The 17,219-nt window shown below is 69.7% G+C and carries 17 protein-coding genes; 7 read left to right on the top strand and 10 right to left on the bottom strand.

Annotated elements, in window-relative coordinates:
* The first annotated feature begins 21 nt into the window (after positions 1-21).
* The 3 genes from AB0O19_RS35060 to hypE are packed head-to-tail and all read left to right on the top strand — an operon-like array spanning position 22 to position 2,556.
* The gene (locus tag AB0O19_RS35060) at positions 22-339 is read left to right on the top strand and encodes a HypC/HybG/HupF family hydrogenase formation chaperone (RefSeq protein WP_363625417.1); all 318 of its coding nucleotides are present in this window, start codon (positions 22-24) and stop codon (positions 337-339) included.
* Positions 336-1,460: a hydrogenase formation protein HypD gene (gene hypD, locus AB0O19_RS35055; RefSeq protein ID WP_363625415.1), complete on the top strand. Its 1,125-nt coding sequence runs from the start codon at positions 336-338 to the stop codon at positions 1,458-1,460. Before AB0O19_RS35060 ends, hypD begins: the two co-directional genes overlap by 4 nt.
* Positions 1,453-2,556, top strand: a complete 1,104-nt coding sequence (gene hypE / locus AB0O19_RS35050) for a hydrogenase expression/formation protein HypE (protein ID WP_363625413.1) — start codon at positions 1,453-1,455, stop codon at positions 2,554-2,556. The genes hypD and hypE overlap by 8 nt, the downstream gene beginning before the upstream one ends.
* A 202-nt stretch (positions 2,557-2,758) precedes the next feature.
* On the opposite strand, the gene AB0O19_RS35045 is transcribed toward hypE, so the two are convergent.
* From AB0O19_RS35045 to AB0O19_RS35035, 3 genes are all read right to left on the bottom strand, one after another.
* Positions 2,759-2,917, bottom strand: coding sequence for a hypothetical protein (locus AB0O19_RS35045; RefSeq protein WP_363625411.1), 159 nt, complete (start codon positions 2,915-2,917; stop codon positions 2,759-2,761).
* A 217-nt stretch (positions 2,918-3,134) separates the two neighbouring features.
* Positions 3,135-3,638: a GNAT family N-acetyltransferase gene (locus AB0O19_RS35040; RefSeq protein WP_363625409.1), complete on the bottom strand. Its 504-nt coding sequence runs from the start codon at positions 3,636-3,638 to the stop codon at positions 3,135-3,137.
* 166 nt (positions 3,639-3,804) lie between these two features.
* Positions 3,805-4,056, bottom strand: coding sequence for a hypothetical protein (locus tag AB0O19_RS35035; protein WP_363625407.1), 252 nt, complete (start codon positions 4,054-4,056; stop codon positions 3,805-3,807).
* Between the two features lie 133 nt (positions 4,057-4,189).
* On the opposite strand from AB0O19_RS35035, the gene AB0O19_RS35030 reads away from it, so the two are divergent.
* The gene (locus tag AB0O19_RS35030; RefSeq protein ID WP_363625404.1) at positions 4,190-5,434 is read left to right on the top strand and encodes an MFS transporter; all 1,245 of its coding nucleotides are present in this window, start codon (positions 4,190-4,192) and stop codon (positions 5,432-5,434) included.
* A gap of 77 nt (positions 5,435-5,511) precedes the next feature.
* Here AB0O19_RS35030 and AB0O19_RS35025 read toward each other — a convergent pair whose 3' ends face one another.
* From AB0O19_RS35025 to AB0O19_RS34995, 7 genes are all read right to left on the bottom strand, one after another.
* The gene (locus AB0O19_RS35025; protein ID WP_363625402.1) at positions 5,512-6,171 is read right to left on the bottom strand and encodes an ATP-binding protein; all 660 of its coding nucleotides are present in this window, start codon (positions 6,169-6,171) and stop codon (positions 5,512-5,514) included.
* A gap of 92 nt (positions 6,172-6,263) precedes the next feature.
* Positions 6,264-7,124: a DUF3592 domain-containing protein gene (locus AB0O19_RS35020; RefSeq protein WP_363625400.1), complete on the bottom strand. Its 861-nt coding sequence runs from the start codon at positions 7,122-7,124 to the stop codon at positions 6,264-6,266.
* 180 nt (positions 7,125-7,304) lie between these two features.
* Positions 7,305-8,384 (bottom strand): hypothetical protein, encoded by a 1,080-nt coding sequence (locus AB0O19_RS35015; RefSeq protein WP_363625398.1) that lies wholly within the window; start codon positions 8,382-8,384, stop codon positions 7,305-7,307.
* Between the two features lie 309 nt (positions 8,385-8,693).
* A complete protein-coding gene (locus AB0O19_RS35010) occupies positions 8,694-9,143 on the bottom strand; it encodes an SRPBCC family protein (protein ID WP_363625441.1) in 450 nt (149 codons plus the stop codon).
* A 677-nt stretch (positions 9,144-9,820) separates the two neighbouring features.
* On the bottom strand, positions 9,821-11,308 hold the full coding sequence (locus AB0O19_RS35005; protein WP_363625396.1) for an FAD-binding protein: 1,488 nt from the start codon (positions 11,306-11,308) through the stop codon (positions 9,821-9,823).
* Positions 11,309-11,694: 386 nt separating this feature from the next.
* Positions 11,695-13,254 carry an NAD(P)/FAD-dependent oxidoreductase gene (locus AB0O19_RS35000; protein WP_363625394.1) on the bottom strand — a complete coding sequence of 520 codons (1,560 nt, stop codon included), beginning with the start codon at positions 13,252-13,254 and terminating at the stop codon, positions 11,695-11,697.
* A 17-nt stretch (positions 13,255-13,271) separates the two neighbouring features.
* Positions 13,272-14,159, bottom strand: a complete 888-nt coding sequence (locus tag AB0O19_RS34995; protein WP_363589033.1) for a class I SAM-dependent methyltransferase — start codon at positions 14,157-14,159, stop codon at positions 13,272-13,274.
* Between the two features lie 951 nt (positions 14,160-15,110).
* Between AB0O19_RS34995 and AB0O19_RS34990 the strand changes: the two genes are divergently transcribed.
* From AB0O19_RS34990 to AB0O19_RS34980, 3 genes are read left to right on the top strand one after another with little or no spacing between them, the layout of a single operon-like run.
* Positions 15,111-15,371 carry a hypothetical protein gene (locus tag AB0O19_RS34990; RefSeq protein ID WP_063350787.1) on the top strand — a complete coding sequence of 87 codons (261 nt, stop codon included), beginning with the start codon at positions 15,111-15,113 and terminating at the stop codon, positions 15,369-15,371.
* 17 nt (positions 15,372-15,388) lie between these two features.
* A complete protein-coding gene (locus AB0O19_RS34985; RefSeq protein WP_363589035.1) occupies positions 15,389-16,372 on the top strand; it encodes a beta-ketoacyl-ACP synthase 3 in 984 nt (327 codons plus the stop codon).
* Positions 16,369-17,124 carry an SDR family NAD(P)-dependent oxidoreductase gene (locus AB0O19_RS34980; RefSeq protein WP_363625392.1) on the top strand — a complete coding sequence of 252 codons (756 nt, stop codon included), beginning with the start codon at positions 16,369-16,371 and terminating at the stop codon, positions 17,122-17,124. The genes AB0O19_RS34985 and AB0O19_RS34980 overlap by 4 nt, the downstream gene beginning before the upstream one ends.
* The last annotated feature ends 95 nt before the right edge of the window (positions 17,125-17,219 follow it).

The following is a 17,219-nucleotide window of genomic DNA, read 5'->3' as shown; positions in this document are numbered from 1 at the left end:
GGAGAGAGGAGGGAGACCGCGATGTGCCTGGCGGTACCCGGAAGAGTGTTGGAGATCGCGGAACGCGACGGGACCAGGATGGCGGTCGTCGACTTCGGCGGGGTCGTCAAGGACGTGTGCCTGGAGTACCTGCCGGACCTGGAGGTGGGCGAGTACGCCATCGTCCACGTCGGGTTCGCCCTGCAGCGGCTGGATGAGGAATCGGCTCGCCGGACCTTGCAGCTGTTCGAGGAACTCGGCCTGCTCCAGGAGGAGTTCGGCGACCCCTGGGAGGCCGCGGAGACTGCGGAGACTGCCGCGGCCTCGGCGGCCTCGGCGAAGCGGGAGGAGGAACGGTGAGATACCTGGAGGAGTTCCAGAACCCCGAGCTGGCCGGCGGCCTGCTCGCCGACATCAGGGCGACGGTCACCCGGCCGTGGGCGCTGATGGAGGTGTGCGGCGGTCAGACGCACAGCATCATCCGACACGGGATCGACCAACTGCTTCCTCCCGAAGTCGAGTTGATCCACGGCCCGGGCTGCCCGGTGTGCGTCACCCCGCTGGAGGTGATCGACAAGGCGCTGGAGATCGCGGCCCGGCCCGAGGTGATCTTCTGCTCCTTCGGCGACATGCTGCGCGTGCCCGGCACCGGCCGTGACCTCTTCCGGGTACGCGGCGAGGGCGGCGACGTCCGGGTGGTGTACTCCCCGCTGGACGCGCTGCGGATCGCCGAGGAGAACCCGCACCGGGAGGTCGTCTTCTTCGGCATCGGCTTCGAGACCACCGCACCACCCAATGCCATGGCGGTGCACCAGGCCAGGAAGCGGGGCATCGGCAACTTCAGCATGCTGGTCTCGCACGTACGGGTGCCACCCGCCATCGAGGCCATCATGAACTCGCCGCAGTGCCGGGTCCAGGGCTTCCTCGCCGCCGGACACGTGTGCAGCGTGATGGGGACCGACGAATACCCCGCGCTCGCCGATCGCCACCGGGTGCCGATCGTCGTCACCGGCTTCGAACCGCTGGACATCCTGGAAGGAATCCGGCGCACCGTACGGCAGTTGGAGAACGGCGAGCACACCGTCGACAACGCCTACGCGCGGGCCGTACGCCCGGAGGGCAACCCGGCGGCCCGGGCCATGCTGGAGGACGTCTTCGAAGTGACGGACCGGGCCTGGCGCGGCATCGGCGTCATCCCGGACAGCGGGTGGCGGCTCTCCCCGGGCTACCGCGACCACGACGCCGAGCACCGCTTCGACGTCGCGCGGATCACCACCGTCGAACCCGCGCAGTGTCGCAGCGGGGAAGTCCTCCAGGGGCTGCTCAAGCCGCACCAGTGCGAGGCCTTCGGCACCGCCTGCACCCCGCGCACCCCGCTCGGCGCCACCATGGTCTCCAGCGAGGGCGCCTGCGCCGCCTACTACCTCTACCGGCGGCTCGACGCGCCGGGCATCGCCCGGGAGGCGAGCCCCGTTGGCTGAGACCCAGACCCAGACCCAGACCCAGACCCAGACCGGCGCCGGCGGCGCCCCGGACATCCTCGGATGGAGCTGCCCGCTGCCGCTGCGCGACCACCCCCGGGTGGTGATGGGGCACGGCGGAGGCGGGGTGCTGTCGGCCGAACTGGTGGCGAACCTGTTCGCCCCGGCCTTCGGCGGGCCGGTGCTCGCCGGGCTCGCGGACTCGGCGGTCGTCGAGCTCGGCGGTGCCCGGCTCGCCTTCTCCACCGATTCCTACGTCGTGCGGCCGCTCTTCTTCCCCGGCGGCAGCATCGGCGACCTCGCGGTCAACGGAACCGTCAACGACCTGGCCATGAGCGGGGCCCAGGCGGCCTATCTGTCCTGCGGCTTCATCCTGGAGGAGGGCGTGGAGACGGCCGTGGTCGCGCACGTCGCCCAGGCGCTGGGCGCCGCCGCCCGGGCCGCCGGGGTGGAGGTGGTCACCGGCGACACCAAGGTCGTCGAGGCCGGGCACGGCGACGGCGTGTACCTGAACACCGCCGGCATCGGGCTCGTCCCGGCCGGAGTCGACATCCGGCCGCAGCGCGCCGCCCCCGGTGACGTGGTGATCGTCAGCGGTGAGATCGGCCTGCACGGCGTGGCCATCATGAGCGTGCGCGAGGGCCTGGAATTCGGTGTCGAGATCGAGAGCGACTGCGCAGCCCTCGGCGGACTGGTGGCCGCGATGCTGGCCGTCACACCCGACCTGCACGTGCTGCGCGACCCCACCCGGGGCGGCCTCGCGGCGGCGCTCGGCGAGATCGCCGAGGCCGCCCGGGTGGGCGTCGTGGTGAACGAGCGGGCCGTCCCCGTGCCCGCGCAGGTCGCCAACGCCTGTGCGATCCTCGGTCTCGACCCGTTCTACGTCGCCAACGAGGGCAAGCTGGTCGCCTTCGTTCCGCGCGAGCACGCCGACGCCGTCCTCGCCGCGATGCGGGCGCACCCGCTGGGCGCGCGCTCGGCAGTGATCGGCGAGTGCGTGGTGGACCACCCCGGCATGGTCGTCTGCCGCACCCTCTTCGGCGGCACCCGCGTCATCGACCTGCCGATGGGGGAGCAACTCCCGCGGATCTGCTGAGGGTTCCCCCGCCTCGTGCGGGTGGGGGGAACGGGATCGGGGCTCGCGCCGGCTTCACCGGTACGAGCCCCGATCCTCGTCCAGGGCGTGCGATCAATCCGGGGGCACCAGTGCCGCACGGCCCGACGGAGCCGGAATCCTGCCGGTCCCGGGTGTGCCCGGGACCGGCAGGGCGGCGGTCAGCGGCGGGTCCGGCGGAGCGTCAGCAGCAGGCCGGCAGCGCGGCGCGGTTCGGGCCGAACGCCTGCTCCGGCGGGGGAGGTGCGGCGACCGCCGGCGCGGCAGCGTCGCTGCCCACGCCGGTGCAGCCCGCGAGCGGCGCGAGGGCCGGCGCGAGGGCCGGCGCGACGGCTGCGGTCAAGACAGGGCGGGTCGTGCGACGACGCATGCGAAGTCCCCCTCAAGGGGGCGAACCGGCCTGTCCGGGCTGAATACGCTCAGATAGCGACACGGGAACGGGATGATCCCCGGGACTGACCTCACCTGACCACCCGTCACCGAATCGGCGCCGGGATCCGGCGGACCGGCCCGCCCGGGCGACGGGCGAGCCGAACGGGCTGTCCTCGCCCGGATCCCCGTCAGGGGGCGAGTCGGAACTCCTCCAACTCCATGCCGTACCAGCGGGTGGTGCGGCCCAGCGCGGTCATGCCGAGCCGGTGGCAGACGGCCAGCGACGGCCGGTTGTCCGGCCGGACCACCGAGTGGATCTCGGCCAGGCCGTCCGCGAATCCCTTGGCCACGGCGCCCTGCGCGGCCTCGGTGGCGTAGCCCTGCCCCCAGCTGTCCGGATGGAGGTGCCAGCCGACCTCGACCTCTCCGTCGCCGTCCGGGATCGGGGCGAGCAGGACGGAGCCGGCGACCACGCCGGTGTCCTTCCGTTCCGCCGCCCAGATGCCGAAGCGCGGGTCGGCCGAGCGGGAGCGGAAGCGTTCGATCGTCGCCTCGGCGTCAGTGAGGTTTTCCAGGGTGCGGGGATCGCGGCCCAGCCACTGCGTCACCTCCCAGCGGGAGTAGATGTCGAGTGCCCGCTCGCGGTCCTCGGGCTGCCACTGGCGTATCGTCAGGCGATTGGTCGTGAACATGGACGTGATTCTGCTCCCACTGACCTGCGGGTGCCAGGCGCAGGCGCTTTCGGCATCGACCGCGCGGCCTCCCCCGCAGGGCTTCCACCTCGCAGCTTCCACCGCTCCGACCTGACGGGCTCCCGTGCGCAGGGCGACTTTGGGCCAAGATTGTCTGTGCATGCGATCAGCACATGTCGTGCACACCTCCTCCCCGTAGGGTGTGGCCGTTCCAGGAACCGGTCAAGGACGGGATCTGGACCTGTTCGGGCTCGCCGATCGTCCCCGGGTACGTCATCACCGACCACATCCGCAACGGCTGCAACGGCGTCGGGTCCTGGCGGCACCGCGCACTCGTCGTGCCGGTGCCTCCGGCACGCTCCCACCAGGGCAACTGGTCGAAGTTGTCGCCGTCGACCCGCACAGCGTCGAGATCCACGCCGCCCATCGTGTCCGCACAACGGATGGTTGTGCCTTCCCGGCAGATCGGTTGTTTGATCCCGCCATTCGCCATCCGCTTTGATGCCGGTGGTCATCGGGTGGTTGTTCGGATCGGCGAAAGGCGTACGGGCATGAACGGGCGGCGGGCACTGGGGCGACGGTTCGGATGGCTGTGGGCGGCGTTCGCGGTCAGCTCCTACGGCTCGGGGCTCGGATTCGGCGCGTTCCCCCTCCTCGCGATCCTCGTGCTGCACTCCGGACCGACCCAGGTGGCGCTGCTGTCCGCCGCGGGGCGGGCGGTGGGGGCCCTGGTCGCCGTGCCGCTCGGTCCGTGGATGGAGTTCCGGCGCAAACGGCCGGTCATGATGGCGATGGACCTGACCCGGTTCGCGGTGCTGCTGAGCGTCCCCGCCGCGTTCGCGCTCGGCCGGCTCAGCTTCGCCCAGCTCCTCGTCGTCTCCGTCGTCACCGCCGCGGCCGACATCGCCTTCAAGGCCGCCAGCGGCGCGTACCTCAAGACGCTCGTGCCAGCCCAGGACCTGCTCGTCGCGAACAGCCGGTTCGAATCGACGACGTGGACCGCCACCACCGTCGGGCCACCGCTCGGCGGGGCCGCCATCGGACTGTTCGGCCCGGTGGTGACCGTGGTCGCCGACGCCCTCAGCTACCTGCTCTCGGCCCTCGGCATCCGCGCCATCGGCGGCACCGAACCGCACCCCGCGCCGACCGGCGCACCGCGGCTGCGCGCCGGGGACCTGCTCGAAGGGTGGCGCCACATCCTCGCCCACCCCACACTGCGCCCGCTGTTCCTCAACACGATCGTGGTCAACGGCCTGATCATGGCCGCCGAACCGCTGATGGCCGTACTCCTCCTCGGCCGCCTCGGCTACGCACCCTGGCAGTACGGCCTCGTGTTCGCCTCCCCCTGCGTCGGCGGCCTGCTCGGGTCACGCCTCACCCGCCCGCTCGCGACGCGCTTCGGACAGCACCGGACGCTGCTCACCGCCGGAGTGCTGCGCGCGTGCTGGCCCATCGGGCTGGCGTTCGTCCAGCCCGGCGCCCCCGGGATCGTCCTCATTGTCACCGTCCAGCTCGGGCTGGTCACCTGCTGCGGCCTGTTCAATCCGCTGCTGGCCACCCACCGGCTCGAACAGATCGACCCCGACAAGCTCGCCCGCACCCTCGCCGCATGGTCGATCAGCAGCAGTGCCGCCATCGCGGCCCTCACCGCCCTCTGGGGCCTGCTGGCCGCCACCACCAGCCCCCGCACCGCGATCGCCGCCGCCGGAATCCTCCTCCTCGCCACCCCGCTGCTGCTCCCGCGTCGCGAGAGGACGCCCCGGAAAGCAGGGGAACAGGCCGCGAGCCTGACCTGAGACGCGGGAGGACCTGGCACGCGGGAACTCGGACAGCTGCCGGTCAGATATCTCGGATGTCGTGGATGTCTCGAATATCAGTGCGGCCCACGGCGGTCGTCGAACTGGACCTCCAACTGCGGCCAGGTCGCGGCCAGGTGTGTCAGGTCGTCAGGCGTCGGGCCGGTGAGTGTCGGGCCGGTGAGCGTTGGGGTGGTGAGCGGGCCCACTGGTGCGCTCGGCTTGAAGTGGACCAGTGTCCCGGTCGTGCCGTCCACCTCGATGGGCTCCAGGCCGGTGACGGGGATGCCGAGTTCGTAGCGCTGGGTCCAGGCTCCGTTGAGACGGCGGTTGGTGTGGACGAGCCAGTCGCTGAGCGCTGCGACGACGGACATGCCGCGCCGGGGATGACCGTCGGGCAGCACTTCGGCCTGTGGGGAGTCGAAGAACCGAAGGTCCTTCGTCGCCATGACCGGCTTCTTCACGCTCCGGCCCCGCTCGTCCACCCGGGTGTCGGTGCCCCGCCCGTCGTCCCTGACGGACAGCGAGCCGTCGGCGTGGAGAACGAGGACACAGCGCCCGCCGCCACTGCCTGACGCTTCGTCGGCCGCATAGCCGAGGACTTCCAGGACGAGGTGCCACGGTCCGTCCGGAGCGAACTTCGCCGGGTTCTGCCTGATGTGCGCCAGATGGTCCGTATCGACGGTGCTCGACCAGTCATGTGTCGTGTTGACCCACTGGGCCCTCGGTGCATTCATCGGGCCAGGATGCCGCAGGCCGACGACGGCTCCGGGACCGGCCCCGTGACTGAGGACGGTTCGCTGGCCGATGGTGCTACGGCCGTTGGGTGTCAGAGCAGGACTGCTCCCGCGACTGCCGCCGACGCCGTGACGAGAAGGCCCACGGTGCCGCTGGTGACTCCGCTCCTCCAGGACCGCTGTGCGGACGCGAGGTCCGGGGTGAAGTCGGCCGGGTCGGCGGGGGAGTAGTGGATCGTGACGTTCCGGCCGTACGAGTTGGTCGGGTCCGGCAGGCCTGAAAAGCAGTAGGCGGTGACGGCCGCGCCCTCGTGGGTGGTGAAGGCGACCACCGGCGTCTGGCTGGTGGACGTGTAGCCGTCCTCGTCGGTGCGGACGTTCCTGACGACGGCGACCACACGGCCCGGAACGGGAACCATCGCGGCCAGGGTGTCGAACCGGCTCCGCGCCTGGCGGACCTCCTGGGGCAGGGAGCACGCGAGGAACACGCTCCACGGCGCCCCGACACCGATCAGGGCCCACGGCCAGCCCCAGTCGATCGCGGCGACGACCACCAGCCCGACGTAGATCAGGAACACCGCGAAGTTCGGCCAGCCGAGCCCGTAGCGGCCGGCCCGGAGGTCGTTGGTGAACCGGAAGGCGTGCGGTCTCCCGGGCGGATAGCGGATCCCGATCTCCCGGCCCGTCCAGGCCGTGTTGATCCTGTCGCCGCATTCGCCGTCGTTCGTCACGGTGAACTCCTGCCCGGTGGAGGAGTCTTGGAAGGTGACGACGACCGCTATGCCGTCCCCCTCGGAACCTCCGTGCCGCGGCTCCTGCACCCGCTCGATCCGCCCCATCACCCGGACCGTCCGCTGGGCTCGGGTCACCCCCGCCAGCGACCGCCCGTACCCGAGCAGTGCCAATGTGCCGAACACCCCGCACCAGAGCGCCAGACAGTCGTGCCAGCCCATGCGTCCTCCTCCTGTCCCTCCGGGTACGGTCCGCCGGGGATTCTTCGCTGCCGTGGCAACCCGTCGCGTGCAAGATCTACCACGTCCGGGCCGACGGGGAGCCGTGGCGTCCGGCCCAAGTCGGGTGCTGGAAAGCAGTCTTGATGTCGAAGCGCGTCGAGCGCGGGTGAAACGCGGTGATCAGCGTGCCGGGGTGCGTCGCACCACCTGGCCCTCACCGTTCGCCTCCAGCGAGGCACTGCCCTCGGGCCCGGTCACGCCGACCCTGATCGTGAGGGAGCCGGCGAGATGGTCGGCGGTGATCTGCCAGGACGTCGGGGAGCGGACGCCGAGCGTCGTTTCGGCCTCCTTGACCAGGGCCGGGAACCGCCCGTAGGGCAGGGACAGCGGATCGAACTGGGGGGCCTTCGTGCCGCTCGGGGAGAACACGACCGACAGCACGCGTTCCTGCGCGAAGACGGTGATCGCCTGGCGCGGATCCTTCCCCTCGGTAAGGGAGTTGATGGCCTTGCGTAGTTCGCCGTCGTCGAGGAACGACTGGTCCGGCCCGAGGGAGACCGTCCCGGTCCCGGACGACACCACCGTGGTCGACCACGTCGAAGTGACCGTCGGTGCCGGAGAAGCGGAGTCCTGCTGTTCGAACAGGTCCACGCGGAACAGGAAGACCACGGCAGCCGCGGCGAGCAGCAGGCCGAAGAGCCCGACGAAGCCGGTCGAACGGCCCTCGGGAGGCTCGGTCACCATGGTCGACTCGGGAGCCGAATCCAGCTGAGCGCCGGCCGCCCGCTCCTCCCACTCCGGGGTCGGCCGCTTCACGATCCTCACCCGCCACGGCCTGTCCTGCGGATACTTCACCACCAGGACGCCGCGCGGCCGGTAGTCGGGGAGGTCGACCAGGTTGATGTCCTGAGTGATCCCGACGCGGTAGGCCGGCTCGTCATCCGGTGCGACGGTGAGATCGAACCGCACCGGCACGTCGCTCGTCTCACCCCCAATGGCGCGCAGGCTCTCGATCATCGCGAGCGCCGTCCGGGGCACGACGGCTGCCTCCCGGGCCCGCCGCGGCGCCCCGGCGAGGAGGAGCAACAGGCCGTAGGCGATGGGCAGTCCCAAACCCCCGATGAACAAGGGCACCTTCTCGATGACCACGCCGACGACGAGCGCGGCCAGCGAGCCCCCGATCACGGCCCCCGTCAGGAAGCTGCGGGCGAGGGCGACCGGAGTGCTGCGCGGAGGCGGCGCGCTCGTGGTGATCGTCATACGGGTGATTGTGTCGGGCCGGGGTGACAGCCGGTAGGCCTGGGGCGGGCGTTGTTCGCGCGGGGCCGGCAGGGTGCGGAGCGGGACGGCTGGCAGGAGCGGTCGGAGCGGTCGGAGCGACGGGCGGAGGGCTGCGTGCGCTCCTCGAAGGGCAGGTCTCGGGTCGTGCCCGTCGCGGGGGCGGTTTCGACGGGTGGCCCGGTTCGCCAGCTCCCGCGGTCGACTTCACGGGAGTTGGCGGTGAGCAGCTGCTCTGTGCGCGAGCCGCGAGCCGCGAGCCGCGGGTAGGGCGCGAGGGGCGGCGGGTGGCTATCGGATGTCTGTGTTTGTGTGTTGTGTGAGTTGGTGGTTGAGGTTGGTGAGGGCGTTGTGGGTGGCTTTGGTGTGTTGGTTGGGGATGGTGTGTTTGGGGAGGAGGGTGGGCCATCCATGGGGGGTGGTGGTGAAGGTGATGGTGAGTTTGGTGTGTTGGTTGTTGTGGGTGGGGGTGAGGGTGTAGGTGGTGGTGCCGGTGAAGTGGCCGGTGTGGGTGGTGGTGAGGGTGTGTGGGGGTGTGATGTGGGTGGTGGTGGCGGTGAAGTGGATTTTGGGTCCGGGTTTGGTGTGGCCGTTGGGGTGGACGGTGATGTGGGTGGTGCCGCCGGGGTGTTCGGGGGTGGGGTTGCCGGGTTGGTGGGTGTTGTGGGGGGTCCACCAGGTGGTGGTGCCGTTGAGTTCGGCGATGAGGTGGTTCCAGACCTGGTGGGTGGGGGCGTGGATGACGGCTTCGTTGACGAGGTCGTAGGTGTGGATGGCGGGCCCTCCTGTCTTTTCCTGGGTTCCTGAGGTTCTGATGCCTTGCGTTCCTGAGTTCTTTTTTCGGGCGTTCGAGCCTTAGGGTCTTCTGGTTTATTGGTATTTTGGTCTGTATTTCTTTTCTGTCTGTCGCCTGCCGTTCACCGCTTGCCGTTCACCGCTTGCCGTTCACCGCTTGCCGCTTGCCGTCTGCGGTCCGGCGTTTGTTGCTTGTGTCTGTGGTTTGCTTGTTGGTTTGTTTGTGTTTTTGTGTCTGCTTGTTTTATTGGTGCATGTCTGCTGTGTTCCTGTGCCTGCGCGTGTTCTTGTGTCTGGGCTGCCGTGTTTCTGGTGTCTTCTGCCTGCGTGCCTGCGTGCCTGCGTGCCTGCGTGCCTGCGTGCCTGCGTGCCGCGTGTCGGCGTTTTTGTGCCTGTGTCGGTGCTTGCGTGCCTGTGTGTTTATTTGTCGGTGCTCGTGGCCTGTGGGGCTATGCCGGTGCCTGTGTGCCTATGTCTATGCCTATGTTGGCGCCTGTGCCTGTGCTCGGTGCCCGTGGCTTGTGCTTGTGCTTGTGTGCCCGCGGCCGGTGGCTTGTGGCGCCTGTGCCTGTGCCTGTGTCTGCGTGCGTTACCTGTTTCTGTGTCTGTGTGTGTTTGTGTTGTTAGGGGAAGATGTTTTGGCCGGGGGTGAGGGTGTGGGTGGGGTCGTATTTGTGTTTGGTGTTGGTGAGGTTGTTCCATTGGGGGCCGTAGTGGTTTTTCCAGTCGGTGGGGGTCATGTGGGGGATGGCGCCGACGAGGTAGCGTTTGGCGCCGAGGGTGGTGGCGTGGTCGTAGAGGGTGCGGTTGTGGGTGAGTTGGGTGGTGGGGTTGGTGTTGGGGTGGGGGAAGGTGAGGAGGTCGAAGAGGTAGGTGGTGGGTTCGTTGGGGGTGATGGCGTAGGGGTGGGTGATTTTGTTGGTGGGGAAGGGGTAGAAGAGGAGGAGGCCTTGGCCGAGGGTTTCGGGGGTGAGGAGGGGGGTGGCGTAGGTGATGAAGTTGGCGGCTTGGGTGGCGGGGAGGAAGAGGCTGAGCCAGGGTTTGGGTTGGTTCCAGTAGCCGAGGTTTTTGAGGTTTTGGGTCCAGGTGTCGGCGCGGTAGGTGTATTCGCGGTAGGTCTGGTCGGTGATGGTGGTTTGGCTGGGGTCGGGGTTGAGTCCGGTGAGGAGGGGTGTGGGGTTGGGGGGTGTGGTGCCGTTGTAGTAGGTGGCGGTTTCGATTTTGTAGTGGGGGGTGGTGTTGGGTTGGGGGATGATTTCGCCGATTTGGGTGTGGAAGCGGCCGTCGTTGAGGATGGTTTGTTGGTCGGTGAGGTAGGTGGTGAGGTTGTTGTAGTAGAGGTTGAAGACGAGGGCGCGTTGGGGGGCGGGGATGAGTTTGACGGTGGCGCGGATGATGATGCCGAATTGTCCGGCGCCGGCGAGGGCGGCGTGGAAGAGGTCGCGGTTTTTGGTGGGGGTGGCGGTGAGGAGGCGGCCGGTGCCGGTGATGATGTCGATGGATTCGACGGTGTCGGCTTGGAGGCCGTGTTTTTGGACGGTGTTGCCGATGCCGCCGATGCTGATGGTGCCGCCGATGGAGAGGTGGAGGTAGTCGGTGAGGCAGGGTGGGGTGAGGCCTTGGTTGAGGGCGGCGTCGGTGAGTTGGGCCCAGGTGACGCCGGCGTCGACGGTGGCGTTGGTGGGGGTGATGGTGTGGATGCGGTTGAGGGTGCGGGCGTCGATGCTGATGCCGCCGGCGGGGGAGGCCTGGCCGTAGTTGGAGTGTGATTCGAGGTCGTTGTCGGTGCCGCTGCGGCCGTTCATGGCGACTTTGAGGCCGTTGCAGCGGGCGTAGTTGATGATTTTGATGATGTCTTGGTCGGAGCCGGGTTTGAGGACGGCGTGGGGGGTGTTGGTGGTGAGGCGGCCGAAGTCGTGGCTGAATTCGGTGAGGGTGGCGGTGTCGGTGGTGAGGGTGCCGTCGAGGGTGGGGACGGGGGAGAGGTGGCCGTGGGTGGTGGGGGTGTTGGTGGTGGCCCAGGTGCGGGTGGTGGTGTTGTAGGCGGTGATGAGGGCGGTGGTGGCGGTGGTGGTGAGGAGGGTTCGCCTGGTGAGGTTGGGGTTGGGCATGGGGGTCCTGTTCGGGTAGGGGTGGGTGTTGGGGTGGTGTGTGTCTGTTCGTGGTGTGGGTGTCTGATGGTGTGACGGCCGCGGGTTGGGCTGTGGGTGGTTTTGGGGGGCGGGTAGCCTGCCGGGGTGTGGTGGGTGGGCTCTGGGGGGGGGGGGCTTGCTGGGGTCGTGTGGGTGTTCGGTTGTGGGTTGTGTGTCCGGTTCTGGTTTCCGGTGGGGTGTTCCGGGGGTGTGGGCCGGCCGGGCGGCGGGGTCCGTGGGTGGGCGGGTGCCGCCCGGCCGTGTTGGGTGTGCCTGTGTGGTTGTGCCCGTGTGCCCGTGTGCCGTGTGCCCGTGTGCCTGTGTGTTCGGGGGGTCTGGCTTCTGTGTGGGTTGGCGGTCGGGGGTTAGGGGGTGGTGTGGGTGACGGTGGCGCGTTGGTAGTTGAGGAGGTCGAAGCGGCGGGTCTGGCGGCGGAAGCGGTAGGTGTAGGTGGGCCAGATGGAGGGGTTGTTGCCGTGTTGGTCGGTGTACCAGCTCTGGCAGCCGCCGGTGTTCCAGACGGTGTTCTTCAGGCGGTCGGTGAGGGTCTGGTTGTAGGTGTTCTGGGCTTCGGGGCGGACCTCGACGGAGGTGATGCCGTGGGTGTCGATGGTTTTGAGGGCGTCGATGATGTAGGCGATCTGGGCTTCGATCATGACGGTCTGGGAGGAGTGGCCCAGGGTGGTGTTGGGGCCCAGGAGCATGAAGAGGTTGGGGAAGCCGTGGATGGTGGTGCCGCGGTGGGCTTTCATGCCGTGGGTGTGCCAGGTGTCGCGCAGGGTGGTTCCGTCGCGGCCGTGGATGCGGCGGGCGATGGGGCGGTCGGTGGCGGTGAAGCCGGTGGCGAGGATGATGGTGTCGATGGTGCGGGTGGTGCCGTCGGCGGTGGTGATGTGGGTGGGGCCGATGTCGGTGATGGTGTCGGAGACGATGTCGACGTTGGGTTGCTGGATGGCGGGGTACCAGGTGTTGGAGAAGAGGAGGCGTTTGCAGCCGACGGTGTAGTCGGGGGTGAGGCGTTGGCGCAGGCCGGGGTCGGGGACGGATTTCTTGAGGTGGCCGGCGGCCATGTTCTTCATGCCGGTGGTGCGGCCTGGGCGGGACATGAAGAACGCGACGATCTCGCGGCCGTTCTTGTTGAAGGCGCGGCGGAAGCGCTGGTAGCCGGGTAGGTGGCGCAGCATCCAGGTGTGGCGTGGGGTGTTGGGCTTGTCGGGTTTGTGGGCGACCCAGGGCGGGGTGCGCTGGTAGAGGTCGAGGCGGGCGACCTGGTTCTGGATGGCGGGGACGAACTGGATGGCGGAGGCGCCGGTGCCGATGACGGCGACGTTGCGGCCGGTGAGGTCGTGGTCGTGGCGCCAGCGGGCGGAGTGGAAGAGGGTGCCGGTGAAGGTGGCCAGGCCCGGCAGGTCGGGGACGGCGGGTTCGGAGAGGTAGCCGGTGCCGGTGATGAGGATCTGTGCGGTGTAGCGGCCGTGGGTGGTGTGGATGCGCCAGTGGCGGTGGTCGGTGTCCCAGTGGGCGTCGAGGAGTTCGTGGCCGTAGCGCAGGTGGGGTTCGACGCCGAAGCGGTGGGCGGTGTCCTTGAGGTAGGCGTGGACTTCGGCCTGGGTGGCGAAGGTGGACTTCCATTCCGGGTTGCGGGCGAAGGAGAAGGAGTAGAGGTGGGCCTGGACGTCGCAGGCGCAGCCGGGGTAGGTGTTGTCGCGCCAGGTGCCGCCGAGGTCGGTGGCGCGTTCGAAGACGAGGAAGTCGTCGGTGCCGGTCTGCAGGAGGCGGATCGCGGTGCCCAGGCCGGAGATGCCGGCGCCGATGATGGCGACTTTGAGGTGGCGTACGGCGGTGGTGTCGGGGTGGGTGGTGGCGCCGGCGGGTTCGGGTTGGTCGGCGCCGGAGGGGGCGGGGTGTTCGGCGGTGGTGGTCATGGCCGGGGTGTCCCCTTTCAGGCGCGGCGGGTGAGGGTGACGCGGAAGTTGTTGAAGATGTGGTCTTCGAGGGTGTAGGCGAAGATGTCGAGGTAGCGCTCGAAGCGCTGGACGGTGGTCTCGTCGGCCATGGCGACGGCTTCGTCGCGGCGGGCGGCCAGGAGCTGGAGCCAGGCGCGGCAGGCGCGGGCGAAGGACTCGGGTTCGTTGCGGATCTCGGTGACTTCGAAGAGGCCGTCGAGGCCGGCGGCGAGTTCGGGCAGGCGCGGGATGTGGCAGCCCTCGAACTCCTCGCGCTGGAGGAACTTGAGGTCGTCCAGGAGCTGGCGGCGCAGCGGGGGGTTCTCGACGGTCATGGTGTGCAGGACGAAGCGGGCGCCGGGCTTGAGGAGGGAGTGGACCTGCTTGAAGAAGACGCGGTAGCGCTGGGTGCGCTCCTTGGGGGTGAGGGAGGAGAGTACGAAGTGTTCGAGGGCGTTGATGCAGAACGCGGCGTCGTAGGGCTCGCCTTCGGCCTTGTGGTCCTCCCAGCTCTCGACGCGGGCGTGGATGGCGGGGTTGTCGAGGGCGGCGACGAAGTCGGCCTGGGTGCGGGAGAGGGTGACGCCGACGGCCTGCTGGACGCCGTGGACGGTGGTGAGGCGGTTGAGCATGGTGCCCCAGCCGCAGCCGATGTCCAGGACCTTGGCCTTGCCGGCGGCCTGGGCGAGGTCGGTGAAGACGTCGAGCTTGCGTTCCTGGGCCTCGTCGAGGGTGGCGACGAGGTCCTCGCCGTCCTCCCAGTAGCCGCCGGAGTACATCATGGTGGGGCCGAGGATGAGCCGGTAGAGGTCGTTGCCGACCTCGTAGTGGTGGCGGATCGCGTCGACGTCGGGGTTGATGGAGCGGGTCTCGGCGGTGGTCATGCGGGTGTGCCCCTGTTCTGATGGCGGATCGGGTGGACTGGACTGGACTGGGCTCGGCCGTGTTCGGCCGGGCCGGGTGGTGCCGGGTGGTGCCCGGCCGGGCTCGGCCGGGCGGTGGGGCCGGGGGCGCCGTTGTCCGGGTGGTCGGCCGTGTCGGTGGCGGTGGTCGGTCCCGTGCGGTGCGGGCGTTCGTGCCGGTGAGGGCGGTTGGCGTGTGTCCGTGTGGTGGCCGGGCCGCCCTGACGCGGTGCGTGCCCGGTGTGGTGCGTCCCGGTGCGTGCGTCCCCGGCGCGGTAGGGCCCTGGTGCGGTAGGTCCTGGCAGGGTCGCCGGCGGTGCGGTGTCCACGCCGCGGTGCGTCGCGGTGTGGTGTGGTGCGTCCCCGGTGGGTGCGTGCCCGGTGTGGTGTGTGCCTGGTGTGGTGCGTCCCGGGCGCGGTAGGGCCCTGGTGCGGTGGGTCCCGGCACGGTCGCCGGCGGTGCGGTGCGGTGCGGCGTTGTGCGGGGTGGTGCGGTGTCCGCGCCGTGGTGCGTCGCGGTGCGGGGTGGTGCGGTATCCACGCCGTGGTGCGGCGTCGTGCGGTGTGGTGTCCGGGCCGTGGTGCGGCGCGGTGGGGGGTGGTGGGTGTCGTGCGTGTGGGTGCGGTGTCTCGGGTCAGGTAAGCGCGTGTCTCGCAAGCGGTGCGCAAGCGTGGGTGGGGGGCCGGGGTTGCGGGGCGTTTGCGTGGGGGTGGGTTTCATGCGGTTTCGACAAGACACGCGGCCCCCACGGCCTTCCCGGGTTTCCCCGGAGGGGTTTTCGGGTTCCGTCGCGGTGTGTCCCGTGGCCTGTGGGCGGCGGGGTGCGCGGTGGCGGTGTCCGTCACCCCCCGGGGGTGTGTGTTCTCCGGGTCTGTTCTGCCTCATCACGTGTTGGCGCCCGTTCCGGGGCGTCCAGGAAGGAACGATCACTCATGTCCGACATCCCCACCATCGAGGACCTGGCCGCGCAGTTGCAGGCGGTCTCCGGAGCGCAGGAGATCGACGCGGACGCGGCGCTGCAGCACATCGCGGACGTGGACTCGCTGGATCTGATGGAGTGGCTGTACGGGTTCCAGAACCAGTACCCGCACATTCCGGCGGACGAGTCGCTGTTCGCGGACATCGACGACACGACGACGCTGCGGGTGGTGCACGAGCGGATCCTGGCGCTCGTGGGCCAGGCCGGCGTCTGAGCGCGGGGCACTGCTCGATGAGCGGCTTCGACATCACCGGGTGGGGGATCTCGGTCCCCGAGCGCGTGGTGACCAGTGTGGAGCTGGCGGAGCGTTTCGGTGTGGACGAGCACTGGATCGTCTCCAGGTGCGGGATCCGGGAGCGGCGGGCGGTCGGGGCGGGGCAGAGCACCGCGTCGATGGCGGTTCAGGCCGGGCGCCGGGCGCTGGAGCGGGCGGGGCTGTCGGGTGCGGACATCGCGCACCTGATCGTGGCGACGGCGACGCCGGAGCAGCCCTCGCCGGCGACGTCGGCGTTCGTCCACGACGAGCTGGGTATCGCGGGCAGCGCGCACGACGTGAACTCCGAGTGCGCGGGGTTCGTGTACGCGCTGGTGACGGCGGTGGGTCTGTTGCGTATGGATCCGCGGCCGATCCTGGTGATCGGTTCGGACACCCACACGCTGACCGCGAACCCGGCGGACCGGGACCTGTCGATCCTGGTGGGTGACGGGGCCGGTGCGGTGGTCCTGCAGCCCGGCCCGGTGGAGCGGGTCCTGGCGTGGAACCTGGGCGCGGACGGCTCGTGCAAGGACAGTCTGAAGGTCCTGGCGGGGGGTTCGCGGATGCCCACGACCGAGGAGACGGTGCGCCGCGGTCTGCACTACGCGCAGATCAACGGCAACGAGATCTACCTGAACGCGGTGCGCTACACGGTGCGTACGATCCGCGAGACGCTGGAGCAGGCGAAGCTGACGCCGGCGGACGTGGACCATGTGGTGCCGCACCAGGCGAACATCCGGATCATCAACTCGGTGCTCGCCCATACCGGGATTCCCGCGGACCGTCTGGTGGCGAATCTGGACCGGTACGGCAACACCGCTTCGGCGTCGATCCCGATCGCGCTGGCGGAGGCGTTGGACGCCGGGCGTATCCAGGACGGGGACACGGTGCTGCTGGCCGGGTTCGGTGCCGGGATGACGTGGGGTTCGGTCCTGTTGACGTGGGGAGGGGCGCGGTGAGCGGCAAGGGTGCTTTCGGGCAGCGGCCCGTTTCCCCGGTGGCGCTGGTGACCGGTGCGTCGGGGGGGCTGGGCCGGGAGCTGGCGCTGGCGCTGGACGCGGCCGGGTGCCGGGTCGCGGTGCACTACAACAGTGCCCGCCAGGGCGCGGAGGAGGTGGCGGGCAAGCTGGCCGGCGACCATGTCCTGGTCAGTGGGGACGTGGCGGACTACGCGCAGGTCACCGCGATGTACGAGCGGATCACCGAGGCGCTGGGCCCGGTGGACGTGCTCGTCAACAACGGGGCGGTGCGCAGGGACGCGCTGATGGCCATGCAGGATCCGGCGCAGTGGCGGCAGGTGATCGACACGAACCTGGTCGGTTCCTTCCACACCGCGCGGGTGTGCGTGCCGGCGATGCTGCGGGCCCGCTGGGGCAGGGTGGTCAACATCGTCTCGCCGTCCGCGCTGATCGCCACCGCCGGGCAGACCGCCTACGCGGCGTCCAAGGCGGGGCTGATCGGGCTGACCCGCACGCTGGCGGCGGAGTGCGGGCGCCGGGGGGTGACGGTGAACGCGCTGTCGCCCGGGTTCATGATCACGGGGATGACGGACACCCTGCCCGAGCACGTGGTCGCCGGGATGCGGGAGAAGGTGCCGGTGCCGCGGTTCGTGACCCCGCAGGAGGTCGCCCGTTCCATGGGGCTCTTCCTCGACCAGGACTGCATGACCGGACAGGTCATCAGTATCGACTCGGGAGCCTCCATCACCTGACCCGCCCTCTGTTCCCGGCCCGCCCGGTCCCCTTCCCGGCCCGCCCCCCCTTGGTGAAGACCTGGGGGGCGGGCCGGGCGGCGTGCGCGGGCGGT

This window comes from Kitasatospora sp. NPDC091276, from assembly GCF_040684355.1.
Classification (GTDB): Bacteria; Actinomycetota; Actinomycetes; order Streptomycetales; family Streptomycetaceae; genus Kitasatospora.
Note: the sequence above shows the minus strand (reverse complement) of the source record. Positions and strands in the feature narration are given on the sequence as shown.